This is a genomic window from Kitasatospora sp. NPDC056531, from assembly GCF_042794375.1.
Taxonomy (GTDB): Bacteria; Actinomycetota; Actinomycetes; order Streptomycetales; family Streptomycetaceae; genus Kitasatospora.
Genome location: NZ_JBHTTU010000009.1, coordinates 44,947 through 68,829, shown reverse-complemented (window position 1 = coordinate 68,829; position 23,883 = coordinate 44,947). Strand labels below are relative to the sequence as shown.

Sequence of the window (23,883 nt, the reverse complement as noted above, 5' to 3'; positions counted from 1 at the left end):
TCACCCAGCAAAAGTGGTCCCTCTCCTCCCCGGCGGGGCCCCGCTCCTGATGCAAAGCGAAGGGCCCCTGATGAACAGGGGCCCTTCGACTGGTGTCCGAGGGGGGACTTGAACCCCCACGCCCGATAAAGGGCACTAGCACCTCAAGCTAGCGCGTCTGCCATTCCGCCACCCGGACCGGGTGTCGTCCTCGCGGCTTCCGATCTCTCGTCCGTCGCGCTGACAGATGTAACTGTAGCAAAGATCGGCTTGAGCTCCCAAAACGGCTCCGGGCGGGGGAGCGGGGCTGGTGGCGGGGACAAGGGGAGGTGTGTGGCGGTGGCGTGACCAGGGGGTTTCGGGGCTCTGCGGGGGGTGGATCGGGATCGAGGGCTGGGGGAGGATGGGCGGACGTGCTCGTACGGCCCGGGTGCAGGTCCTGGGGGTGGCGCGCTGGTGCGTCGGTGCGGGCCCAAGACGAGGAGTGACCGTGAGCGAGCGGAGCGAGTCGGCGGCGCCGAAGGTGACGGCTGAGTCGGAGGTCGCCGAGATCTGTCGCGATCTGATCCGGATCGACACCAGCAACTACGGGGACGGGTCCGGGCCGGGTGAGCGCAAGGCGGCCGAGTACGTGGCCGAGCAGCTCGCCGAGTTCGGGATCGAGCCGCAGATCTTCGAATCGGCCAAGGGCCGGGCCTCGACCGTGGTCCGGATCGAGGGCGAGGACCGGTCCCGTCCCGGCCTGCTGATCCACGGCCACACCGACGTGGTGCCGGCCAACGCCGCGGACTGGACGTACGACCCCTTCGGCGGCGAGATCGCGGACGGCTGCGTCTGGGGCCGCGGCGCGGTCGACATGAAGGACATGGACGCGATGACCCTCGCGGTCATCCGCGACCGGCTGCGCACCGGTCGCAAGCCCCCGCGCGACATCGTGCTGGCCTTCCTCGCCGACGAGGAGGCGGGCGGCACCTACGGTGCGCGCTTCCTCGTGGACAAGCACCCGGAGCTGTTCGAGGGCGTGACCGAGGGCATCGGCGAAGTCGGCGGCTTCTCCTTCACGGTCAACGACCAGGTGCGCCTGTACCTGGTGGAGACGGCCGAGAAGGGCATGCACTGGATGCGCCTGACGGTCGAGGGCCGGGCCGGTCACGGCTCGATGGAGAACGACGACAACGCGATCACCGAGCTGTGCGAGGCGGTCGCCCGGCTCGGCCGGCACAAGTTCCCGCTGCGGATCACCAAGACCGTCCGGGCCTTCCTGGACGAGCTGTCCGACGCCCTCGGGGTCGAGCTGGACCCGGAGAACATGGACGAGACACTGCGCGTGCTCGGCGGCATCGCCAAGATGATCGGCACCACGCTGCGCAACACCGCCCAGCCGACCATGCTCGGCGCCGGCTACAAGGTGAACGTGATCCCCGGTCAGGCCACCGCGCACGTGGACGGGCGCTTCCTGCCCGGCTACGAGGAGGAGTTCCTGGCCGAGCTGGACAGCGTGCTCGGTCCGCGCGTGAAGCGGGAGAGCCTGCACACGGACCGGGCGATCGAGACCAGCTTCGACGGCTCGCTGGTCGAGGCGATGCAGAGCGCCCTGCGTGCGGAGGACCCGATCGCCCGCGCGGTGCCGTACTGCCTGTCGGGCGGTACGGACGCCAAGTCCTTCCAGGACCTCGGCATCCGCTGCTTCGGCTTCGCGCCGCTGCAGCTGCCGCCGGAGCTGGACTTCGCCGGGATGTTCCACGGCGTGGACGAGCGGGTGCCGGTGGACGGGCTGAAGTTCGGGGTCCGGGTGCTGGACCGCTTCATCGACGCCTGCTGATCAGACGACTGGGTCGGCCCGCTCCCGGGGTTCCGGGGGTGGGCCGGGCGCATTGTCCGAGCGCATGATTGTGGGATGGGCGTAGGGAGATCAACAGAAACGATTCTCCTATGCAATTCCGCGCCGCTTGTCTGTGCGAAGCCTCACCGTTGCGAGTGAATGGCAAATCCGTTCCGTACCCCGTTTGCCGCAGCGTCGTTCATTCCTGTGCAGCCCGCCGAACGGGTTGCGTTGTCCGTACAGGAGGAATGATGAAGGTCAAGAAGATCGCCGCTGTCACCGCCGCCGCCGGTGGCCTGGTGCTCGCCGTCGCCGGTGTGGCGTCCGCTCACGGCGGTGCCGGTGCCGAGGGTGTGGCCGCGGGCTCCCCGGGCGTCGTCGCGGGCAACCAGGTCCAGATTCCGGTCCACGTCCCGGTGAACGTGTGTGGCAACACCGTCAGTGTGATCGGCGTGCTGAACCCGGCGTTCGGCAACCACTGCGCCAACTTCTGAGCCAACCTCCGGGCCGCTGAGGCCCGTTGAGCCGACTCACTCCGGCCCCCGGGCGGCGGACGCGCCGCACCGGGGGCCTTCGGGTGTCCGGCGGGTGCCCGGTCGGGCGGCTTGGCAACGATTGGGGCTGTGATCACTCGTTCGGGTGAAGCCGGTTTGTTTGGCCCAACCTCGCCGTTGGTCACTCGTTAACTCCTGTGCAGTCGAAGACCTTGCGTGATTTCCGGATATACGGAAATTCCGACTTCTATAAGGTGCACGTCAAGGTCGCCACGCCGTCTCGATACGTCAGGGGAAAACATGAGGAATGTAGCCAAGAAGGGGATCCTCACCGCCGTGGCCACCGGTAGCGTGCTGGCCTCGACGGCCGGCTACGCCTACGCGGGCGCCGAGGCGCAGGGAAGTGCGGTGGGCTCGCCGGGCGTCGCCTCGGGGAACTCGGTGCAGGTGCCGGTCGAGGTGCCGATCAACGCCTGCGGCAACACCGTCGACGTGATCGGCGCGCTGAACCCGTCGTTCGGCAACCGCTGCGCCAACGTCAGCACCGGCCACCACACGGCATCGCAGCCCGGCCAGACCGGGCGGCCCGGTGGTGGCGACAGCTCCAGCACCGGCGCCAGCCGGGGCCCCTCCGCCTCGGGCGCCTCCGCCAGTGGTGTCGCGGCCAACTCGCCCGGGGTGGTCTCCGGCAACAGCGTCCAGGCCCCGGTGCACGTCCCGGTCAACGCCTGCGGCAATTCGGTGAACGTGGCCGGCGTCGGCAACCCGGCCTTCGGCAACTCTTGCGGCAACGTGGCGCAGCCCGCCCCGAAGCCGACCGACGACTGCCCCCCCGAGGGCACCACCCCCTCCACCCCGCCGTCGACCGGCGAGACCGGTTCGGGCGGCCCGCGGGGCGGCGGCTCGTCCGCCGGCAGCACCCCGAGCACCCCGGCCGCCGCCCCGGTGAGCAGCAACACCGGCACCCAGGCCGTTCCAGCCGCGGCCCGGACCAGTGCCCCGGCCGCCCCCGTCGCGCAGAGCGCCGCGGGCAGCCAGCTGGCCTCCACCGGCGCCGGCGGTGTCGAGGTGCTCGGAGCCGCGGGGCTCGCGCTGCTGCTCGGCGGCGGCGTGCTCTACCGCCGCGCCCGCGCCGGCGCCCGCTGAGCACCCCGACCGCTGGGCTGCAGCGGTAGACGGAACGAAACACCTGCGGCCGCCCGTCCATCGGGCGGCCGCAGGTGCGTGAACGCTCGGCGTGAATCCTCCGCAGGCCCCGCAGGGCGGGAGGCCCCGCCCGTCACCAGCTCCGGACCTGCCGGATGATCCGCCGCTTCAGCCGGACCGTCCGGCTGCCGTCGGGGAACAGCCTCAGCCGGTCGAGCTCCCAGTGCCCGTACTCGGCGTGCTCGGTGAGCAGTTGGCGCGCCGCGTTGCGCGTGGTGCCGCGCGGCATGCGCAGCGACTGGTACTCGTACTCCGGCTGCCGGACCGGCTTCGGTGGGGTCAAAACGCTCCTCCTGGGGATCATCTGCTCGCAAGCCTACGGCCTGCCCCGGACACTCGGCCCGGGTATTTCCGGCCGACCTCCCGTGCGGAAGCGGCGGTTCGACGGCCTGCGGCCCGGACGCTCGGCTGACAGTGCATCAGTCCTGTTGCTCCTGTGGAGTGGATACCCCGATACCGGCGCGCGAAGCGGCACCCGAACAGCCCCGTCGGGCCGGCCGCGCGCCCTCTGCGCCCGGCCCGCGCCGGTCCGGTGGGGGACAGAACGGACCGGATCGGACATCAGGGGGGAAGTTGCGGTGAAATCGCGGGTGTAGGTGACAACCGCTGTGCGTAGCGACACCGAGGGGAGATAGCGTCTGCACCATGTCTGATGCCGCGCAGCCCACCATTGCCGAGGTACGCGCCGCCGCTGAGGCGGTCAAGGCCGCCATCGACCGTCATCTGGAAGCGGTGTCAAGCCCCAACGCAGCTGATGATCCCGCCGTGTCCGCCGCTTACGAGCAGCTCGCGACGGCGGCCATCGCCTACGACCAACTCCTGTACGAGGTCTACGACGAGGTGACCCCCTTCGAGATCCCCGGGGACGAGGGACCGGGCGGCTACCACGGCCCGGAACAGCCCGACGCGATCAGCGTGCTGATCCGCCGCGACTACCACGTGGTCGACCCCAAGCGGCTGCGCGCCCAGGCCGAGCGGCTCGACGAGACGCTGACCCCGGGCGGGGCGGGCGGGGTGAACGCCGCGATCGGCGTGCTGTTCGGCGAGTACGAGCCGGACGAGATCGCCGCCCGCAGTGAGGAGTTCGGCCTGGAGGAGGCGGACTCGACGCTCTGGGTCGCGGCGGCCGAACCGACCGAGCCGGGGGAGTGGCTGCCGGAGCCCTTCGAGCACGCCGACCCGCAGCTGCTGATCTGCCGGTTCGATGTGAGCGAGGTCTACGACGACGAGGACCTCGAGGACTGACGCGATCCCGTACGCATGAGGACCTGAAGGGCGGGCCCGGGAGCACCGGGCCCGCCCTTCGCACGTCCGTTGATCAGTACGCCGACGCCGCGTTCTCCGCCAGGATCGCCCGCAGCCGGGTGGTGCGCGGCTGCGCCGGGCGCTCGGCGACGGCCTGGGCGAGCGCCGGGCCCGCCGCGTGCACGACCGACAGGTGCTGCTCGCCGCGCCCGAAGGCGGTGTAGACCCACTGCCGGGTGAGTGCCGCGCCGGCGTCCTCCGGGAGCACCACCACGGCCCCGGGCCAGCGCCGGCCGAGTGCCTGGTGGACCGTCAGCGCCCAGCCGTGCCGCAGTCGGCCGGCCTGCGCGGGCGGGACGGTCCGGCGCGAGCCGTCCGGGTACTCCAGGTGCAGCCCGGTGGCGTCGCCGTCCAGCACCCGGGCCGGGCGGGTGATCCCGGGCGCGGGGGACTCCACCACCCGGTCACCCGGGTCGAAGCCGCCGAAGCGGCCGGGGCCGGGGTTCAGCCGGGCCTTGGCGGCGGCGTTCAGCGAACGCGTACCGGCCGGGCCGCCGTGGCCGGGGGTGAGCAGCACGACCTGCTCGGCGGGGATGCCGAGCGCGCGCGGAATGGAGTCGGTGAGCAACTGGACGGCGCGGTGGACGGCCTCGCCGCCGTCCTTGGCGGTCAGGATGACCACCTCCTTGTCCGGCGCCTCGACCGGCTGCAGCTCGCCGATGCCGACACCGGAGACCAGCTCGCCGATCGGGCCGAAGTCCGGGGTGCGGGAGGCGACCGCCGGGCAGACCTTGGCGGCCAGCAGGTCGGCGAAGAACCGGCCGGGGCCGGCCGACCAGAGCTGGCCCGGGTCGCCGCTGAGCACCAGCCGGGTGCCGTCGGCGAGCGACTCCAGCAAGGTGGCGGCCAGTTCGACGTCCAGCAGCGGCGCGTCCAGGACCACCAGGAGGTCCAGGGCGAGCGAGCCGTCGGGGGAGCGGCCGGGGCCGGCCGCACCGGACAACAGCTCGGCGAGGGTGGTCACCGCGGTGTCCGCACCGGCGAGCGCGGCGAAGGACTCCCGGCCCTGGTCGGTCCAGGTGGCGGCCCAGGCCCGAAGCCCGAGCCCCCGAGCGGCGGCGAGCAGCGCGGCGGGCTCGGCGCGGGCGGCCTCGCCGCCGGTGTGCAGTACCAGCGCGCTGTCGGCGACGGCCTCGATCAGCGCAGTGGCCGAGGAGGACGGCGCGGACTCGGCGGCCGCAGCCCAGGCGGTGGGGCCGGGGGCGGCCGGGGCGGACCCGGCGGGAGCCCCGGTGTCCGCCGAAGCCGAGTCGGCGGCGGCCTCCACCTCGCCCTCCTGGGCTCCGGCCTCCTCGGCTTCGGCGCCCGAGGCCTGAACCTCCTCGGCCTCGGCGTCCTCCGCCTCGACGTCCTCGCCCGGCACGAAGGTGGCCATCAGCTGCAGCAGTCCCTCGGCGAGGCTGTCCTCCGCCATCGCCAGCCGCTCCAGCGCGAGCAGCGTCCGGGTCGGCGCCTCGTCGTCCTCGCCGCCCGCCGCGTGTGCCTCGGGTCCGCTCAGCTCCTCCCGGAACGGCAGCACCCGTCCGTCCGCGACGGCGGCCTGGATCGCGGCGGCCGGGTCCGGCATCCGGAGCCGGTCGAGCCCGGCCGTCACCTCGGCCAGCTCCAGCGCCGAGTGCCCGCGCAGCGCCGCCTGCTCCAGCAGCCACAGCACCAGCGCCTGGGCGCGGCGCGGGTCGCCCGGCTCGGCCTTCGGGCCGAGCAGCTCGCGGGCGAAGCCGTCCGCGTGCTCGGGGCGGACGCCGGGCAGACTCAGCACCGCCCACGGGTCCGTGCGCAGCCGCTCGGCGGCGCCGTCGCCGAACTCGGCCACGGCGGCGGCCGCCAGCTCGGCCGGGGCGCCGCCGGAGGTCAGGATCCGGGCGGTCTCCTGGAGCGCGTCGCCGCGCGGCCCGTCGGGCTCCACCGCGGTCGGGACGGCCGGAGCGGCCGGGGCGCCCCCGCCGGTGGCCTCCGAGACCTCAGAGGCCGGCGCGGGCCTCGAAGTCGAGGAAGCCGAGGAAGCCCCGGAAGCCGGGGAAGCCCCCGACCCCGAAGCCTGCGGCCCGATGCTGCGGATCCGCTCCGCCAGCTCCGCGATCGCCGCCGCCTTGTCGGCCGGCGAGGCCGAGGTCTCCTCCGGAGCGCCGTTCCCCGTGTCACTCATCGTCGTCCGCTCCAAAGGTCACTCCACTGCACGTTCTGCTCGACAACCCGGTCCGGTGGTCACAGCTCGGTCCACCCCTGGTCCGGGTAGCGGTGCACCGGGGACGAGATGTCGTCCAGCGCGCCGCGGATCTCATCCGGAAGCGTAAGCGCCTCCACTGACAGTGCCGCCTGCAGCTGTGCCACCGTCCGCGCCCCGACCAGCGCGCTGGCCACCCCGGGGCGGTCCCGGACCCAGGCCAGCGCGACCGCGAGCGGGCTGCTGGCCAGCCCGTCGGCGGCGGTGGCGACGGCGTCCACGATCCGCCGCGAGCGCTCCCCGAGGTACGGCTGGACGAACCCGGACAGGAACGCCGAGGCGCCGCGGGAGTCCTGCGGGACGCCGTGCCGGTACTTGCCGGTGAGCACCCCGCGCCCGAGCGGCGAGCCGGCCAGGACCCCGACCCCGGCGTCCAGCGCGGCGGGCAGCGCCTCCCGTTCGAGGCCGCGCTGCAGCAGCGAGTACTCCAGCTGCGCCCCGGCCAGCGGCACCCGCCCGTGGTGGGCGCGCTGCCAGGTGGCGGCCTTGGCGAGCTGCCAGCCGCTGAAGTCGCAGACCCCGACGTAGCGGGCGCGGCCGGTGGAGACGGCGATGTCGAGGGCGCTGAGAGTCTCCTCGACCGGGGTCATCGGGTCGAAGGCGTGCACCTGCCACAGGTCGACGTAGTCGGTGCCGAGTCGGCGCAGCGAGGCGTCCAGGGCGGCGAGCAGGTGGCCGCGGGAGCCGTCGAAGCGGCGGGTGGACTCGGGGACGCTGCCCGCCTTGGTGGCGATGACGAGTTCGGTGCGGGGGACCAGGCTGTCGGTGAGGCGGGAGATCAGGTACTCGGCCCCGCCGTCCGCGTACACGTCGGCGGTGTCGACCAGGTTGCCGCCCGCGTCCACGAACTCCTTGAGCTGCTCGGCGGCCTCGTGCTCGTCGGTGTCGCGGCCCCAGGTCATGGTGCCGAGGCCGAGGCGGGAGACCTGCAGGCCGGTACGGCCGAGGTGACGCATTTCCATCGGACGGGCCCTCCACTGGCCGATGGCCCCGGGAGCCCCGGAAGCCCTGTAAACGCGCAGGTGGGGAGAGCACTCCCCACGTCGGCTGAGCGTAGCGGCCGGTGTGCGGGCAGGGGGGTAGACCCGCAGAACGATCAGTGACTCGCCCGCTCGCCTCCGGGCCCTCCTGGGCCCTTCGGCTCAAGGCGGTCCCCGTGTGACCCAGGCCACCACTACCCGTCAGTAGCCTGTCCCGCGAGTGCCCGGTTACGCTCGCCTCGATCCCACCCGACTGGAAGGTTCGGCACATGCGACTCGGCATCAACCTCGGCTACTGGGGACTCGGCATGGACGCCGACAACATCGCGGTGGCCCAGGAGGCGGACCGGCTCGGCTACTCGGTCTGCTGGGCCGCGGAGGCGTACGGCTCGGACGCCGCGACGGTGCTGAGCTTCGTCGCCGCGAAGACCGAGCGGATCGACGTCGGCTCGGCCATCTTCCAGATCCCGGCCCGGACCCCGGCCATGAGCGCGATGACCGCTGCGACCCTGGACACCCTCTCCGGCGGCCGCTTCCGCCTCGGCCTCGGCGTCTCCGGCCCGCAGGTCTCGGAGGGCTGGTACGGCGTGAAGTTCGACAAGCCGCTCGCCCGCACCCGCGAGTACGTGGAGATCATCCGCAAGGCGATGTCCCGCGAGCGCCTGGTGCACGAGGGTGCGCACTGGACCCTGCCGCTGCCGGGCGGCCCGGGCAAGCCGATCAAGCTCACCGTGCACCCGGTGCGCGAGCACATCCCGCTGTACATCGCCGCTATCGGCCCGAAGAACCTGGAGCAGACCGGCGAGATCGCCGACGGCTGGCTCGGCATCTTCTTCGCCCCCGAGCACGCCGCGCTCTCCCTGGACCCGCTGAAGGCCGGGCGCGCCAAGGCCGGCAAGTCCCTGGACGGCTTCGACCTCTGCCCGACCGTCACCATCGCGGTCGGCGAGGACATCAAGGCCGGCGTCGACGCCCAGCGCTCCTACGCCGCGCTCTACATCGGCGGCATGGGCAGCAAGGAGAAGAACTTCTACAACCAGCTCGCCCGGCGGATGGGCTACGAGCAGGAGGCCGACGAGATCCAGGAGAAGTACCTGGCCAAGGACTACGCGGGCGCCGCGGCCGCCGTCCCGCACGACCTGATCGACGCCACCTCGCTGGTCGGCGACACCGCCCGGATCGCCGACCGGATGCAGGCCTACGCCGACGCGGGCGTCACCACGCTCACCCTGGCGCCGTCCGGTTTCACCCTGGACGAGCGGGTCCGGGCGCTGCGCACCGGCGTCGAGGCGCTGGAGCGGGCCGGCCTCGCGTAACAGCCGACGGGGTCGGGCGGCACTGCGACCAGGCCGTGCCGCGTCGACCTCCCGGGTACGCGACCGGGCTCCACGACGGCGTCCGGAGGCCGTAGGCTAAGCCCCATGCCCACCCTGTTGCTCGTCCGCCACGGCCGCTCGACCGCGAACACCGCCGGAATCCTGGCCGGTTGGACGCCCGGCGTGGACCTGGACGACACCGGGCGCGCGCAGGCCGCCGCGCTCGCCGGGCGGCTGGCCGGGATCCCGCTGGCGCAGGCCGTCAGCAGCCCGCTGGAGCGCTGTCGGCAGACCCTGGAGCCGTTGTTGGCCGCCCGGCCCGAGCTGGCCCCGCCGGCCGAGGACGACCGGCTGGGGGAGTGCCACTACGGCGAGTGGACCGGTCGTCCGCTGGCCGAGCTGGCCAAGGAGCCGCTCTGGCGCACCGTGCAGGACCACGCCGCCGCCGCTGCCTTCCCCGGCGGCGAGTCGCTGCGCGAGCTGAGCCACCGCACGGTCAGCGCGGTCCGCGAGTGGAACGAGAAGATCGCCGCCGAGCACGGCGCGGACGCGGTCTGGATCGCCTGCTCGCACGGGGACGTGATCAAGGCGGTGGTGGCCGACGCGCTCGGCCTGCACCTGGACCACTTCCAGCGGATCAGCGTCGAGCCCTGCTCCGTCACCGCGATCCGGTACACCCCGCAGCGCCCCTTCGTACTGAGGATGGGCGACACCGGCGACCTCTCCTCGCTCGCCCCGAGGCCCCACGCCGCACCGGCCACCCCGGCCGGCGACGCGGTGGTCGGCGGCACGGCCTGAGCAGCGGCCCGCCCGGACGCCCGAACGGCGCCCCACCAGCGACGGCACCGCCCGAACCGGCGGGTGCCACCCCTCCCCGGCCTCCCGCTCGGCTCCCCGGCCGTGGCCCGGAGGTCGTAGGGTGACTGATGAGTGACCGACCCGTCTGACCACCTGCCCAGTCCGACAACCCCGCGATCCCCCATGGCGGATCCGCACCGACCGACACGATCCGGAGCGAGAGCGTGCCCCGTCAGGTCTTCTTCTACGACCAGCCCGAACGGTTCGTGGCCGGCACCGTCGGCCAGCCCGGCGCCCGGGCGTTCTACCTGCAGGCCAGCGCCCGGGGCCGGATCACCAGCGTGCTGCTGGAGAAGACCCAGGTCGCCGCGCTCGCCGAGCGGATCGAGGAGGTCCTCGACGAGGCGCTGCGGCGCAGTGGCGGCGACGCCTCGATCCCGGCCACCGCGCCCAAGGACCTGCTCGACACCGCTCCGCTGGACCTGCCGCTGGAGCAGGAGTTCCGGGTCGGCACCATGGCCCTGGCCTGGGACAGCGTGGACGCCTGTCTGGTGGTCGAGGCGCAGGCGCTGGTCGAGGAGGACGAGGAGGAGGGTGAGGAGGCGGTCTTCCGGGACGACGAGAACGGCCCGGACATGCTGCGGGTGCGGCTGTCCGGCGCGATGGCCCGGGTCTTCGCCAAGCGCGCCCTGGACCTGGTCGCGGCCGGCCGCAAGCCCTGCCCGTTCTGCAACCTGCCGCTCGACCCGGAGGGCCACCTGTGCCCGCGCGCGAACGGTTACCGGCGCTGAACACCGAGACCCCGCCGCAGGCCGACCCGGCGGCCGCCGCCGCCCTCGCCGCCGACGTGCCCACCGCCCTGGCGCTGCTGCGCCAGGGCGAACTGGCCGTGCACGGCCGCCTCACGGAGGCCTCCAACGCCGCGCTGTACTGCACGGTCGAGCACGGCTCGCTGAGCGCGCAGGCCGTCTACAAGCCGGTGGCCGGCGAGCGCCCGCTCTGGGACTTCCCGGACGGCACGCTGGCCGGCCGCGAGGTCGCCGCGTACGAGCTGTCCGCCGCGACCGGCTGGGCGCTGATCCCACCCACCGTGCTGCGCGAGGGGCCGCACGGGCCCGGCATGGTGCAGCTGTGGGTCGAGCCGGACCCGCAGGCCGAACCGCTGCTGGCGCTGCAGGACCCGGACGGCCCGGAGGAGGGCTGGCTGCCGATCGTCCGGGCCGAGGTCGAGGACGGCCGGCTGGCGCTGCTGGTGCACCACGACGACCGGCGGCTGCGCCGGCTGGCCGTGCTGGACGCGGTGCTCAACAACGCCGACCGCAAGGGCGGCCACCTGATCCCCGCCGCGGACGGCCGGGTGTACGGCATCGACCACGGAGTCACCTTCAGCACCGAGGGCAAGCTGCGCACCCTGCTCTGGGGCTGGGCGGGCGACCCGCTGCCCGCCGAGGCGCTGGAGGTGCTGGCCCGGCTGGCCGAGCAGCTGGACGGCGAGCTGGCCGAGCGCCTCGCCCCGCACCTGACCGCCGCCGAGCTGGACGCCACCCGGGCCCGGGTGGCCGGGCTGCGCAGCTCCGGCACGCACCCGCTGCCCTCCCGGGACTGGCCAGCGATCCCCTGGCCCCCGGTCTAGGACTGCTACTCGCCGGTGTGACGGCTGCAATCGCCGGTGGTCTGGACCTGCTGCCGGAACAGGTCGCACACTGCTCCGATGGACGTGCGACGGACCACCCCCACCCCCCGAACCACGCCGGACCTGCCGTTGCACCGACTGCAGGTACCGGTGCCCCCGCTGCTCCCCTTCGCCGTCGGCGGTTTCGACGCGATCGGCCCGCTCTCCCGTGCCAACTTCCCCCACCGGCACTCCTTCTACGAGATCGTCCAGGTCACCGGCGGCCGCGGCGCCCACGTCCTGGACCTGGTCCACCGGCCGCTGGCGCCACCCCAGTTGTGCGTGATCACGCCCGGCCAGGTGCACCACTGGGCGGACGCCGAGGAACTCACCGGCCGGGTTGTCCTGTTCAACGAGGACTTCCTGCTCGGCCACCCGCAGGACCTGGCCGCGCTGCGCGCCCTGGCCACCCGCCCCGCCCTCGGGCTCGGCGAACAGGCCGGGGCGATCGACGCGTTGCTCGCCGACATGGAGCAGGAGTACCTGACCAGGGCGCCCGGCTACCAGGGCGTGCTGCGGGCCAGTCTGCACATCCTGATCGTCCGGGCGCTGCGCGCCTGCGCCCCCGATGACCGGCCCGCGGTGCCCGGGCGGCCGGCCGAACTGGCCGCAGCCTTCGCCCGGTTGATCGCCCGGCCGGGCGGGGTGCGGCATTCGGTGAACTCCACCGCCCAGGAACTCGGCGTCTCCCCGGGGCACTTGCAGACCCTGGTCAAGCAGGCCACCGGCCGGACCCCGGGCGGGCTGATCCGCCGACAGCAGACCCTGGAGGCCAAACGGCTGTTGGCCTGCACGGACTTGACCGTCCGGTTGGTGGCCAGGGAGGCGGGCTTCGCGGATCCGGCGTACTTCTGCCGTTTCTTCCGCCGGGAGACCGGGATGACGCCGGGGGAGTTCCGGGCCCGGGTCGACGGAAATCACCATGATCCCCGGATCATGTCCATCGCGGTCGCGCCGGACGGCCCGTAACGTCGCTGGTGGCCACCGGCGGCCCATCCGGCGCGCGTGGACGGACGGCCGGCCGGTTTCGGCCCTTGTCATGCCCCCACCATGGCAAGGGCCGCCCCCACCCCCAACCCACGGGAACACCAACCCCCAACCCATGGGAAGGAGACGGCGCATGCCCACGCCCGACGGCATGATCCGGGCGCTCACCCGTGCCCGAAGCCGTGCCCGAAGCCGTGCCTGAAGCCGGGCCAGCCCCCGAAACGCGCTCTACCAGTCGGAAAGCGCTCAGGCAACGACAGGAAGCGAATCCAGTCGATCTTTGTTACTGGTTAGGCTTTCAAATGTTCTCAAGGTTAAAGTCGATCCCATGCATGCCTGGCCCGCCTCCGAGGTTCCCGCCCTGCCTGGTCAGGGGCTCCCCCTTCGTATCCACGACACCGCAGCGGGCACGGTCCGGGAGGTCGTGCCGCAGGACGGCACCGCCCGGATCTACGTCTGCGGCATCACCCCCTACGACGCGACCCACATGGGCCACGCCGCCACCTACAACGCGTTCGACCTGGTGCAGCGCGTCTGGAAGGACGCCGGCCACGACGTCCTGTACATCCAGAACGTGACCGACGTCGACGACCCGCTGCTCCAGCGCGCGGTCGAGACCGGCCAGGACTGGGTGGCCCTGGCCGAGCGCGAGACGGCCCTGTTCCGCGAGGACATGACCGCCTTGCGGCTGCTCCCCCCGGCGCACTACGTCGGCGCCGTCGAGTCGATCCCGTGGATCGTCCCGATCGTCCAGAAGCTGCTGGCCTCCGGTGCCGCCTACAAGGTCGACGAGGACATCTACTACTCGGTCGACTCCGACCCCCACTTCGGCGAGGTCTCCGGCCTCACCCGCGAGGCCATGCGCCCGGTCTTCGCCGAGCGCGGCGGCGACCCGGACCGCCCCGGCAAGCGCAACCCGCTGGACGCCCTGCTCTGGCTGGCCGCCCGCCCGGGCGAGCCCGCCTGGGACACCGAGCTCGGCCACGGCCGCCCCGGCTGGCACATCGAGTGCGTGGCGATCGCGCTGAAGTACCTGGGCATGACCTTCGACATCCAGGGCGGCGGCAGCGACCTGTCCTTCCCGCACCACGAGATGGGCGCCTCGCACGCCCAGGTCGCCACCGGCTCCCACCCGTACGCCAAGGCGTACGTGCACGCCGGCATGGTCGCCCTGGACGGCAAGAAGATGTCCAAGTCCCGCGGCAACCTGGTCTTCGTCTCCACCCTGCGCCGTGAGGGCGTCGACCCGGCGGCGATCCGTCTGGCGCTGCTCTCGCACCACTACCGCGCGGACTGGGAGTGGACCAAGGACACCCTGGACGAGGCCGTGGAGCGCCTCGCCCGCTGGCGGGCCGCGGTCTCCCGCCCGGACGGCCCGTCGGCCGAGCAGCTGCTCGCCGAGGTCCGTACCGCGCTCGCGAACGACCTGGACGCGCCCGCCGCGCTGGCCGCGGTGGACCGCTGGGCCGCGCAGCAGGAGAGCGAGGGCGGCACCGACACCGGCGCGCCCGGCCTGGTGACCCGCACCGTGGACGCCCTGCTGGGCGTCGCGCTCTGAGGACCACGAAGGGGCGTCAGGACCAGGTGTCCTGACGCCCCTTCGGCGTTCCCGCCCACCCGAGGAGGGCTACTCCTCCTCGGCCGCGAGCAGGGCTACTCCTCCTCGGCCGCGTCCGGGCTCTCCCGGGTCGGGCCCGGCGCCTCCGGTTCGGTCGGCCGCTCGGCCGTCGCGTGCCCGGCCACCGGCTTCTCGCCGGTCGGCCCGACGTTCTCCCGGCGGCGCAGGTAGCGCTCGAACTCGCGCGCGATGGCGTCCCCGGAGGCCTCCGGCAGCTCGGCGGTGTCCTGCGCCTCCTCCAACTGCTGGACGTACTCCGCGACCTCGCTGTCCTCCGAGGCCAGCTGGTCCACGCCCAGCTGCCAGGCCCGGGCGTCCTCGCCGAGCTCGCCCGGCGGGATGCGCAGGTCCAGCAGGTCCTCCAGCTTGTTGATCAGCGCCAGGGTGGCCTTGGGGTTGGGCGGCTGCGCGACGTAGTGCGGCACCGCCGCCCAGAGCGTCACGGCCGGCACCCCGGCGTGCGTGCAGGCCTCCTGGAGCACCCCGACGATCCCGGTCGGGCCCTCGTACCGGCTCTCCTCCAGGTCCAGCCGGCGGGCCAGCTCCGGGTCGGAGGTGACTCCGCTGACCGGGACCGGGCGGCTGTGCGGGGTGTCACCGAGCAGCGCGCCCAGGATCACCACCAGCTCGACGCCCAGCTCGTGCGCGAAGCCGAGCAGCTCGTTGCAGAACGAGCGCCAGCGCATGCTCGGCTCGATGCCGCGGACCAGCACCACGTCCCGGGTGGTCGGCTCGGTCACCCGGATCACCGACAGCCGGGTGGTCGGCCAGGTGATCCGGCGGATGCCGCCGTCCAGCCAGACCGTGGGCCGGTTGACCTGGAAGTCGTAGTAGTCCTCCGCGTCCAGGGCGGCGAACACCTTGCCGCCCCAGGTCTCGTCCAGATGTGCCAGAGCCGCGGAGGCGGCGTCGCCCGCGTCGTTCCACCCCTCGAAGGCGCAGACCATCACCGGGTCGATCAATTCGGGAACATCTTCCAGCTCGATCACCCAGTGTCTCCCTCCGGTCGGCGGTCGGACCGGCACCGCCCGGCTGGCCTGCCGGGGCGCCGACGGGCCGGCTGCCGCCTGTCGAACCTCTCGTCTCCCATGGAACGCCTCGCTCCATGGTCCCTACCTGCCCAGCCTACGGGCTTTGATGCGCATGGCGGCCGGGCACCGGGACAGTCTGGGGGAGCGGGCGGCCGCGATCCAGCGGATATCCGGACGGCGTTGGCTGACGGGTCGCCAGCTCGTGAATTTCGGACGGACGGTGCCCGACCTGCGACGCGGTGCGACGGAGTGCCCGCCGGGCGCGGCGGCGCGATGATGAGGAGGAGGGGGCCGGGCGGAAGGGGCCGGACCGATGAACCGATGGCTGTGGATCGGCGCGGGTGCGGCGGCGGTGCTGGCCGGGGCCGCGCTGGCGGCGGACCGGGCCGGGCGCCGACTGCCGGCCGAGCACGTCACCGAGGGCGGCCTGGAGCTGGCCCAGGCGCCCGGCGCGGTCTGGGACGTGCTGACCGACATCGACCTCTACCCCGCCTGGCGCCCGGGCCTCACCCACGTCGAGCGGCTGCCCGCCGGGGTGGGCGGCCGCCCGCGCTGGCGCGAGTACGACCGGCACGGGCACACCACCTACGAGGTGGTGGACAGCGAGGCCCCGCACCGCTTGGTGACCGGCATCGCCGACCCGGACCTGCCGTACGGCGGCACCTGGACGTACGTGCTGACGCCGGCCGGGCCGGGCTGCTCGCTGACCGTCACCGAGCGCGGCGAGGTCCGAACGCCGGCGTGCCGCGCCGTCGCGCACTACCTGACCGGCGAGGACGCCGCCGTCCACCGCTACCTGGGCGCCCTGGCGCACCGGATGGCGGCGTAGAGCCGCGTAGGACCAGGGGGAACTAAGGGGAGGCGTCCACCCAGCCGCTGCGGTACGCCGCCCAGTTCTCCGGCGTCGAGGCGAAGTCCACGTACAGCGCGACGCCGAAGGCGGCCCGCTTCGGGTCCTGGCGGTCCAGGCCCAGCCGGACGCCCCGGACCGCCGCCGGGACGGTCTCCGCGTCACCCCGGTGGCCCCACTTGTCGTCCCAGAAGAACGGCAGGCCCATCAGCAGGTCGACGTCGGACGGGGTGGCCTCCAGCGCCAGCTCGGTCTGCAGCGCGACGTAGCCGCCGAACAGCGGCTCGGTCGGCATCGAGGTGTCGTAGGTCATCACCGCGATCTGGTCGACCCGGCGGGCGGTCTCCCGGAAGTACGCCCGGTCCCACCACTTGCCGTGGTCGGTGAGCAGGATCCCGGCGGTGTGCAGGCCGGGCACCGGGTCGATCTGCGGGGCCGCCACCGAGAGCTTGGCGCCGCGCGCCGCCGTCACCGGGTGGACCTGGTCGAGCAGGGCCAGCCAGCCGGCCGTGCCGGGGCGGATCGGCTCCATGTCGAAGTGCACGCCGTCGAAGCCCTGGTCCAGCACCTGGCCCGCCGAGGCGGTGATCCGGTCCCGGGTCGGCGCGTCGTCCAGGTCCAGGGCGTCCTTCTCCGGCTTGACCTCGTCGCCCAGCCAGCCCTGCAGCCGGACGCCGGGCAGCACCCGGTGGGCGGTCTCCGTGAACCAGCGGGCCTTGGGGTGGACGGAGGCCGGCAGCGAGCCGTCGTGCTCCAGCGGGCCGGTGTGCACGTACAGGTCGCGCACGCCGGTGCCGGCCAGCTGCCGGGCCAGCGCCTCGACGTCCGCCTCGGTCTTGCGGCCGTCCACCCAGGCGTGGCCGAGCCAGACGGCGTCCCGGCCGCGGGTGCGGGCCTCGGCGGAGGGTTCACCCGTGTAGTGCAGTCGGATCGCGATGAACACCGAGCCCAGGGCGGCGACCGGTACCGCCACCGCCAGCCCCAGTGCGAGCAGGGCCCGGCGCCACCGCGACCAGCCCCTCCAGCGGTCGCGCAGTGCCCGCGGCGGAGCCACCAGGGCCCGGCCGATGCGTCTCGTCGTGGTCCGGAACCTGGTCACGCGCTTGAACCCCCCTTGAGCCGAGCGCTCAGGATACGGAATGGGCCCGCAGGTCCGGCCGACGGCCGGATACCCTGGCGACGTGCGGGCCCGACCAAGCGGGCTCGCAAAGCCGACAGCCGTCGCACCAGGGAGAAGCCCCATGGCCACTGCAGCCGAACCGTCCATCACTCAGCAGAGCCGCGCGAACGCGCTGCGTGAAGCACTTGCCACCCGGGTGGTGGTCGCCGACGGTGCGATGGGCACCATGCTCCAGGCACAGGACCCGACGCTGGAGGACTTCCAGAACCTCGAAGGCTGCAACGAGGTCCTGAACATCACCCGCCCCGACATCGTCCGCTCCGTCCACGAGGCCTACTTCGGGGTTGGCGTGGACTGCGTCGAGACCAACACCTTCGGCGCCAACTTCGCCGCGCTGGGCGAGTACGAGATCGCCGACCGCATCTTCGAGCTGTCCGAGGCCGGTGCCCGGATCGCCCGCGAGGTGGCCGACGCCCACGCCGTCGACGGCCGCACCCGCTGGGTGCTCGGCTCGATCGGCCCCGGCACCAAGCTGCCCACCCTCGGCCACGCCGCGTACGGGACGCTGCGCGACGGCTTCCAGCAGAACGCGGCCGGCCTGATCGCCGGCGGCGCCGACGCCCTGCTGGTGGAGACCAGCCAGGACCTGCTGCAGACCAAGGCCGCGATCCTCGGCTCCAAGCGCGCCCTGGCCGAGGCCGGACTCGACCTGCCGGTGCTGGTCCAGGTGACCGTCGAGACCACCGGCACCATGCTGCTCGGCTCCGAGATCGGCGCCGCGCTCACCGCGCTGGAGCCGCTCGGCGTCGACTACATCGGCCTGAACTGCGCCACCGGCCCGGCCGAGATGAGCGAGCACCTGCGCTACCTGGCCAAGAACGCCCGGATCGGCCTGTCCTGTATGCCGAACGCGGGCCTGCCGGTGCTCGGCAAGGACGGCGCCCACTACCCGCTCTCCCCGGCCGAACTGGCCGAGGCACACGACGTGTTCACCCGTGAGTACGGGCTCTCGCTGGTCGGCGGCTGCTGCGGCACCACCCCCGAGCACCTGCGCCAGGTGGTCGAGCGGGTCCAGGGCCGGCCGATCGCCCCGCGCGAGCCGCAGCCGGAGCCCTCGGCCGCCTCGCTCTACCAGGCGGTGCCGTTCCGCCAGGACACCTCTTACCTGGCGATCGGCGAGCGCACCAACGCCAACGGCTCGAAGAAGTTCCGCGAGTCGATGCTGGCCGGCGACTGGCAGGCCTGCGTGGAGATCGCCCGCGACCAGATCCGGGACGGCTCCCACCTGCTGGACCTGTGCGTGGACTACGTCGGCCGCGACGGCGTCGCCGACATGAAGGAGATCGCCGGCCGGCTGGCCACCGCCTCCACCCTGCCGATCGTGCTGGACTCCACCGAGCCGCCCGTGCTGCGGGCCGGCCTGGAGGCGCTCGGCGGCCGCGCGGTGCTCAACTCGGTCAACTACGAGGACGGCAACGCCCCCGACTCGCGCTTCGGCAAGATCGCCTCGCTGGCCCGCGAGCACGGCGCCGGCCTGATCGCGCTGACCATCGACGAGCAGGGCCAGGCCCGTACCGCCGACAAGAAGGTGGAGATCGCCGAGCGGCTGATCGCCGAGCTCACCGCCGACTACGGCATCGACGAGGGCTCGATCCTGGTCGACTGCCTCACCTTCACCCTGGCCACCGGCCAGGAGGAGTCCCGCCGGGACGGCATCGAGACCATCGAGGCGATCCGCGAGCTCAAGCGCCGCCACCCGAACGTGCAGACCACCCTCGGCCTGTCCAACATCTCCTTCGGCCTCAACCCGGCCGCCCGCGTGGTGCTCAACTCGGTCTTCCTGCACGAGTGCGTGGAGGCCGGCCTGGACTCGGCGATCGTCCACGCCTCCAAGATCCTGCCGATCTCCCGGATCCCCGAGGACCAGCGCGAGGCCGCCCTCGACCTGGTCTACGACCGCCGCCGGGACGGCTACGACCCGCTGCAGCGCCTGCTGGAGCTGTTCGAGAACGTCTCCACCGCCTCGGTCAAGGCCTCCAAGGCCGAGGAGCTGGCCGCGCTCCCGCTGGAGGAGCGGCTGCAGCGCCGGATCATCGACGGTGAGCGAAACGGCCTGGAGGCCGACCTCGACCAGGCGCTGACCGAGCGCCCGGCGCTGGAGATCATCAACGAGACCCTGCTGGCCGGCATGAAGGTGGTCGGCGAGCTCTTCGGCTCCGGCCAGATGCAGCTGCCGTTCGTGCTCCAGTCCGCCGAGGTGATGAAGACCGCGGTGGCCCACCTGGAGCCGCACATGGAGAAGTCCGACAGCGAGGGCAAGGGCACCATCGTGCTGGCCACCGTCAAGGGCGACGTCCACGACATCGGCAAGAACCTGGTCGACATCATCCTGTCCAACAACGGCTACAACGTGGTCAACCTGGGCATCAAGCAGCCGGTCGCGGCGATCCTGGACGCCGCGCGGGAGCACAACGCGGACGTGATCGGCATGTCCGGCCTGCTGGTGAAGTCCACCGTGATCATGAAGGAGAACCTGGAGGAGCTGAACCAGCGCAAGCTGGCCTCCTCCTACCCGGTGATCCTCGGCGGCGCCGCCCTCACCCGCGCCTACGTCGAGCAGGACCTGCACGAGATCTACGAGGGCGAGGTCCGCTACGCCCGGGACGCCTTCGAGGGCCTGCGGCTGATGGACGCGCTGATCGCGGTCAAGCGCGGCGTGCCCGGCGCGACCCTGCCGGAGCTCAAGCAGCGCCGGCATGCCCGGGTCGAGGTGGAGGAGCCGGAGCCCGAGGTCAACCTGGGCCAGATCCGCTCGGACGTGGCCCTGGACAACACCGTGCCCACCCCGCCGTTCTGGGGCGACCGGATCGTCAAGGGCATCCCGTTCGCCGACTACGCCTCCTGGCTGGACGAGGACGCGCTGTTCAAGGGCCAGTGGGGCCTGAAGGCCGCCCGCACCGGCGAGGGGCCGTCGTACGAGGAGCTGGTGGAGACCGAGGGGCGGCCGCGGCTGCGGGCCTGGCTGGACCGGCTGCAGACCGAGGGCTGGCTGGAGGCGGCCGTGGTCTACGGCTACTACCCGGCCAACTCCAAGGGCGACGACCTGATCGTCTTCCACGAGGACGGCACCGAGCGCACCCGCTTCACCTTCCCGCGCCAGCGCCGAGGGCGCCGACTCTGCCTGGCGGACTTCTTCCGCCCGGAGGAGTCCGGCGTGCGGGACGTGGTCGGCCTGCAGGTGGTCACCATGGGCAACCGGATCTCGGAGGCGGCCAACGAGCTGTTCGCCGGGAACTCCTACCGCGACTACCTGGAGCTGCACGGCCTCTCGGTGCAGCTGGCCGAGGCGCTGGCCGAGTTCTGGCACGCCCGGGTCCGCTTCGAGCTGGGCTTCTCCGGCGAGGACCCGCAGGACGTCAAGGACATGTTCGCGCTCAAGTACCGGGGCGCCCGCTTCTCGCTCGGCTACGGGGCCTGCCCCGAGCTGGAGGACCGCGCCAAGATCGCCGAGCTGCTGAGGCCCGAGCGGATCGGCGTGGTGCTCTCCGAGGAGTTCCAGCTGCACCCGGAGCAGTCCACCGACGCGATCGTGATCCACCACCCGGAGGCGAAGTACTTCAACGCGCGGTAATCCACGCGTCCTTCTCCGTTCGCTCTTTTCCGACGAACCGGGCGTATCCTTGATGATCCTGAACGGGCCGGTCCGCTCACCAGCGGGCCGGCCCGTGCCATCCCCGAAGGACGTTCAGGGACGCTCCGCGGGGTACCGACGGAAGGACCCGCCATGACCACCAGCTCCACCGCCGCCCTGGCGCTCGACCACGGGGACGGCCGCGGCCTGCAGGCGGTGCTGCTGGACATGGACGGCACGTTGGTGGACACCGAGGACTTCTGGTGGCAGGCCGAGGTCACGCTCTTCGCCGAGCTGGGCCACCAGCTGGACGAGCGGGACCGGGCCCACGTGGTCGGCGGCCCGATGACCCGGGTGATGGACTACCTGGTCGCCCGGACCGGGGTGGACATCGCCCCGACCGACCTGGGCGTGCTGGTCAACCAGCGCTTCGTCGACCTGCTGGCCGGCGGCGTGCCGCTCATGCCGGGGGCCGAGCGGCTGCTCAACACCCTCGCCGCGCACGGCGTCCCGGCCGCGCTGGTGTCCGCCTCGCACCGGCACGTCATCGACATCGTGCTGCGCTCGCTGGGCGCCGAGCGCTTCGCCTTCACCATCGGCGGGGACGAGGTGCCGCGCACCAAGCCGTTCCCGGACCCGTACCTGGAGGCGGCCCGGCGGCTGGGCGCGGAGCCGGCCCGCTGCGTGGTGATCGAGGACACCCCGACCGGGGTGCGCGCGGGCGAGGCGGCCGGCTGCCCGGTGATCGCGGTGCCCTCGGTGGCGCCGATCGAGCCGGCCTCCGGGCGGCTGGTGCTGCCCTCGCTGGAGCAGGTCGACCTCGAACTGCTGCGCTCGCTGGTCGCCTCGCGGGTGTGACGGGCGCGGGCGGGTTCGGCTGAGCGTCATTTGAGTGTGATTGTCATCTCATTGCACCCCGAGCCTACTCGCGGGTAAGGGCCCCGGCGGGGCCGCAACCCGGGGTTACCCGGGGAGAAAACGGGCATTGGCTGACAACTTGTCGGGCGCGCGGCGGTGCCCCGAATCACCGTGTCCCAAACGTCATCTGCACAGGTATCGGTCGTGTGTGTTCGATATGGCACGCTACTCGGGTTCGCGACACCCAGAAGGACGCTCCCGTGAAGACTTCAGCTGAACGCCTGGCAGCACTCGGCTGCGCCGGTCTGGTCGCCGTGACGGTGGCCGGCTGCGGATCGGTCACCGACGCCGTCAAGGGGGACAGCGGCGGCAAGTCGATCACCATGGGCACCCGGGGCCTCACCAGTGTCCTGGACCCGGCCGGCGCCTACGACTCCGGCGCGTGGCTGCTGCTGAGCAACACCTACCAGTCGCTGCTCACCTTCCCCGCCGCCGCCAGCAACCCGGCCCCGGACGCCGCGCAGTCCTGCGAGTTCACCGGCGGCGACGCCACCCAGTACCGCTGCGTCCTCCGCCCCGGTCAGAAGTTCTCCAACGGCCATCCGCTCACGGCCGCCGACGTCGTGTACTCGATCGAGCGCACCAAGAAGATCAAGGACCCGAACGGCCCGGCCGGCCTGCTGGACACGATCAAGTCGGTCGAGGCCAAGGGCGACAACGAGGTGGTCTTCCAGCTCTCGACGGCCGACGCGACCCTGCCGGCCAAGCTGGCGACCCCGGCCGGCGCCATCGTGGACCACCAGGTCTTCCCCGCCGACAAGCTGCTCGACAACGAGAAGATCGTCGGTTCCGGCCCGTACAAGTTCGACTCGATCGAGACCATGACCCCCGAAGGCGGCGGTGCCAAGGTCCTGGCCAAGGCCGTCCTGACCCCCAACGACAAGTACGCCGGCGGCGCCAAGCTGCAGAACAGCAAGTTCACCGTGCGGTACTTCGACAAGGCCAGCGACCTGAAGGACGCGCTGGACAAGGGGGACGTCGATCTCACCGACAACAGCCTGGAACCCAACACCGCCTCGCAGCTCCTCTCCGACCAGCAGGGCGGCAAGACCGACCTCAACGTCGTCGAGGGTTCGAGCTCCGATGCCAGCTTCATCGCCTTCAACACCAAGGACGAGACCACCGGCAACGTCGCCGTCCGTCAGGCCGCCGCCCAGCTGATCGACCGGAAGGCGCTCGCCCGCGACGTCTTCGCGCGGACCGTCGAGCCGTTGTACTCGATGGTCCCGACCGGCGTCACCGGCCACAACACCGCCTTCTACGACAAGTACGGCGACCAGGACGTCAGCAAGGCCAAGGCGTACCTCACCGCCGCCAAGGTCCCCCTGCCGGTCAAGCTCACCCTCACCTCGGGTCGCTCGCGCACCGGCAACTCCGAGATCGACACGCTGAAGAAGCAGCTGGAGGCCGGTGGCCTCTTCCAGGTGACGGCTCAGGTGGAGTCCGACCCGGGGGCCTACCAGAAGGGCAGGAGCGAGGGCAAGTACCAGGCGTACCTCGTCGCCTGGGCCGCGGACTACCCGGACCCGGACAACTTCATCGCGCCGCTGGTCACCGGGGGCAGCATCTTCCACACCGGTTGGGACGACCCGCGGATCAGCCAGAAGCTGCTCCTGGAGGGACTCAAGCAGGCCGACCGCGGCGCCGCGGTCGCGACCTACAACCAGGTCCAGAGCATCCTCGTCGACAACGTGCCGATGATCCCGCTGTTCCAGAACAAGGCCTTCTACGCCGCGAAGCCGTACGTCACCGGCGTCGAGTCGACCGTCGACTCCACCGGCGTCTTCCGCTTCTGGGAGATCGGCCGCAACAACAAGTAGCGCACCGCGTACGGCGGGGGGGGGGGGTCCCCCCTCGCTCTGGGGGGGGGGGGGGAGGGGAGGAGTCCCGCTTTCCCCCCCCTTCCCCCCTTATCCTCCGGCCACTGAGCTG

General features: G+C 72.5%; 19 protein-coding genes and 1 tRNA gene. 14 read left to right on the top strand and 6 right to left on the bottom strand.

From position 1 onward, the window contains the following. Nucleotides 1–90: 90 nt before the first annotated feature. Nucleotides 91–178 (bottom strand) — tRNA-Leu (locus tag ACFQ87_RS11825). Between the two features lie 291 nt (nucleotides 179–469). Between ACFQ87_RS11825 and ACFQ87_RS11820 the strand changes: the two genes are divergently transcribed. From ACFQ87_RS11820 to ACFQ87_RS11810, 3 genes are all read left to right on the top strand, one after another. Then, nucleotides 470–1,801, top strand: coding sequence for a M20/M25/M40 family metallo-hydrolase (locus ACFQ87_RS11820; protein ID WP_380610508.1), 1,332 nt, complete (start codon nucleotides 470–472; stop codon nucleotides 1,799–1,801). Nucleotides 1,802–2,049: 248 nt separating this feature from the next. Next, nucleotides 2,050–2,295 (top strand): chaplin, encoded by a 246-nt coding sequence (locus tag ACFQ87_RS11815; RefSeq protein ID WP_380610507.1) that lies wholly within the window; start codon nucleotides 2,050–2,052, stop codon nucleotides 2,293–2,295. Between the two features lie 300 nt (nucleotides 2,296–2,595). Then, the gene (locus tag ACFQ87_RS11810; RefSeq protein ID WP_380610506.1) at nucleotides 2,596–3,441 is read left to right on the top strand and encodes a chaplin; all 846 of its coding nucleotides are present in this window, start codon (nucleotides 2,596–2,598) and stop codon (nucleotides 3,439–3,441) included. Between the two features lie 133 nt (nucleotides 3,442–3,574). Here ACFQ87_RS11810 and ACFQ87_RS11805 read toward each other — a convergent pair whose 3' ends face one another. Further along, complete coding sequence (locus ACFQ87_RS11805) at nucleotides 3,575–3,784, bottom strand: DUF5703 family protein (protein ID WP_033350848.1); 210 nt, start codon at nucleotides 3,782–3,784, stop codon at nucleotides 3,575–3,577. Between the two features lie 362 nt (nucleotides 3,785–4,146). On the opposite strand from ACFQ87_RS11805, the gene ACFQ87_RS11800 reads away from it, so the two are divergent. Then, the gene (locus tag ACFQ87_RS11800; RefSeq protein WP_380610505.1) at nucleotides 4,147–4,746 is read left to right on the top strand and encodes a hypothetical protein; all 600 of its coding nucleotides are present in this window, start codon (nucleotides 4,147–4,149) and stop codon (nucleotides 4,744–4,746) included. A 73-nt stretch (nucleotides 4,747–4,819) separates the two neighbouring features. Here ACFQ87_RS11800 and ACFQ87_RS11795 read toward each other — a convergent pair whose 3' ends face one another. Both ACFQ87_RS11795 and ACFQ87_RS11790 read right to left on the bottom strand, forming a co-directional pair. Then, on the bottom strand, nucleotides 4,820–6,952 hold the full coding sequence (locus tag ACFQ87_RS11795) for a helix-hairpin-helix domain-containing protein (protein ID WP_380610504.1): 2,133 nt from the start codon (nucleotides 6,950–6,952) through the stop codon (nucleotides 4,820–4,822). A gap of 59 nt (nucleotides 6,953–7,011) precedes the next feature. Beyond that, the gene (locus tag ACFQ87_RS11790) at nucleotides 7,012–7,992 is read right to left on the bottom strand and encodes an aldo/keto reductase (RefSeq protein WP_380610503.1); all 981 of its coding nucleotides are present in this window, start codon (nucleotides 7,990–7,992) and stop codon (nucleotides 7,012–7,014) included. Between the two features lie 287 nt (nucleotides 7,993–8,279). On the opposite strand from ACFQ87_RS11790, the gene ACFQ87_RS11785 reads away from it, so the two are divergent. The 6 genes from ACFQ87_RS11785 (at nucleotide 8,280) to mshC (ending at nucleotide 14,341) form a co-directional block, all read left to right on the top strand. Further along, nucleotides 8,280–9,326: an LLM class F420-dependent oxidoreductase gene (locus ACFQ87_RS11785; RefSeq protein ID WP_380610502.1), complete on the top strand. Its 1,047-nt coding sequence runs from the start codon at nucleotides 8,280–8,282 to the stop codon at nucleotides 9,324–9,326. A 105-nt stretch (nucleotides 9,327–9,431) separates the two neighbouring features. Beyond that, nucleotides 9,432–10,124 (top strand): histidine phosphatase family protein, encoded by a 693-nt coding sequence (locus ACFQ87_RS11780; RefSeq protein ID WP_380610501.1) that lies wholly within the window; start codon nucleotides 9,432–9,434, stop codon nucleotides 10,122–10,124. A gap of 224 nt (nucleotides 10,125–10,348) precedes the next feature. Next, nucleotides 10,349–10,915, top strand: a complete 567-nt coding sequence (locus tag ACFQ87_RS11775) for a DUF3090 domain-containing protein (protein WP_380610500.1) — start codon at nucleotides 10,349–10,351, stop codon at nucleotides 10,913–10,915. Between the two features lie 56 nt (nucleotides 10,916–10,971). After that, nucleotides 10,972–11,757, top strand: coding sequence for an SCO1664 family protein (locus tag ACFQ87_RS11770; RefSeq protein ID WP_380610613.1), 786 nt, complete (start codon nucleotides 10,972–10,974; stop codon nucleotides 11,755–11,757). A 78-nt stretch (nucleotides 11,758–11,835) separates the two neighbouring features. Next, nucleotides 11,836–12,765, top strand: coding sequence for an AraC family transcriptional regulator (locus ACFQ87_RS11765; protein ID WP_380610498.1), 930 nt, complete (start codon nucleotides 11,836–11,838; stop codon nucleotides 12,763–12,765). Between the two features lie 346 nt (nucleotides 12,766–13,111). Continuing rightward, a complete protein-coding gene (mshC, locus tag ACFQ87_RS11760) occupies nucleotides 13,112–14,341 on the top strand; it encodes a cysteine--1-D-myo-inosityl 2-amino-2-deoxy-alpha-D-glucopyranoside ligase (RefSeq protein ID WP_380610497.1) in 1,230 nt (409 codons plus the stop codon). Between the two features lie 95 nt (nucleotides 14,342–14,436). Here the strand turns inward: mshC and ACFQ87_RS11755 are convergent, their stop codons facing one another. After that, on the bottom strand, nucleotides 14,437–15,390 hold the full coding sequence (locus ACFQ87_RS11755; RefSeq protein WP_380610496.1) for a PAC2 family protein: 954 nt from the start codon (nucleotides 15,388–15,390) through the stop codon (nucleotides 14,437–14,439). Between the two features lie 355 nt (nucleotides 15,391–15,745). On the opposite strand from ACFQ87_RS11755, the gene ACFQ87_RS11750 reads away from it, so the two are divergent. Next, nucleotides 15,746–16,261, top strand: coding sequence for an SRPBCC domain-containing protein (locus ACFQ87_RS11750; protein ID WP_380610494.1), 516 nt, complete (start codon nucleotides 15,746–15,748; stop codon nucleotides 16,259–16,261). A gap of 22 nt (nucleotides 16,262–16,283) precedes the next feature. On the opposite strand, the gene ACFQ87_RS11745 is transcribed toward ACFQ87_RS11750, so the two are convergent. After that, entirely contained in the window at nucleotides 16,284–17,381 is a 1,098-nt protein-coding gene (locus tag ACFQ87_RS11745; RefSeq protein ID WP_380610493.1) for a hypothetical protein, read from the bottom strand. A gap of 142 nt (nucleotides 17,382–17,523) precedes the next feature. Between ACFQ87_RS11745 and metH the strand changes: the two genes are divergently transcribed. The 3 genes from metH to ACFQ87_RS11730 all read left to right on the top strand — a co-directional run bounded on the left by metH (nucleotide 17,524) and on the right by ACFQ87_RS11730 (nucleotide 23,771). Further along, nucleotides 17,524–21,033 carry a methionine synthase gene (metH, locus tag ACFQ87_RS11740; protein ID WP_380610492.1) on the top strand — a complete coding sequence of 1,170 codons (3,510 nt, stop codon included), beginning with the start codon at nucleotides 17,524–17,526 and terminating at the stop codon, nucleotides 21,031–21,033. A gap of 153 nt (nucleotides 21,034–21,186) precedes the next feature. Then, on the top strand, nucleotides 21,187–21,891 hold the full coding sequence (locus ACFQ87_RS11735; protein ID WP_380610491.1) for an HAD family hydrolase: 705 nt from the start codon (nucleotides 21,187–21,189) through the stop codon (nucleotides 21,889–21,891). 260 nt (nucleotides 21,892–22,151) lie between these two features. Beyond that, complete coding sequence (locus tag ACFQ87_RS11730; protein WP_380610490.1) at nucleotides 22,152–23,771, top strand: ABC transporter substrate-binding protein; 1,620 nt, start codon at nucleotides 22,152–22,154, stop codon at nucleotides 23,769–23,771. The last annotated feature ends 112 nt before the right edge of the window (nucleotides 23,772–23,883 follow it).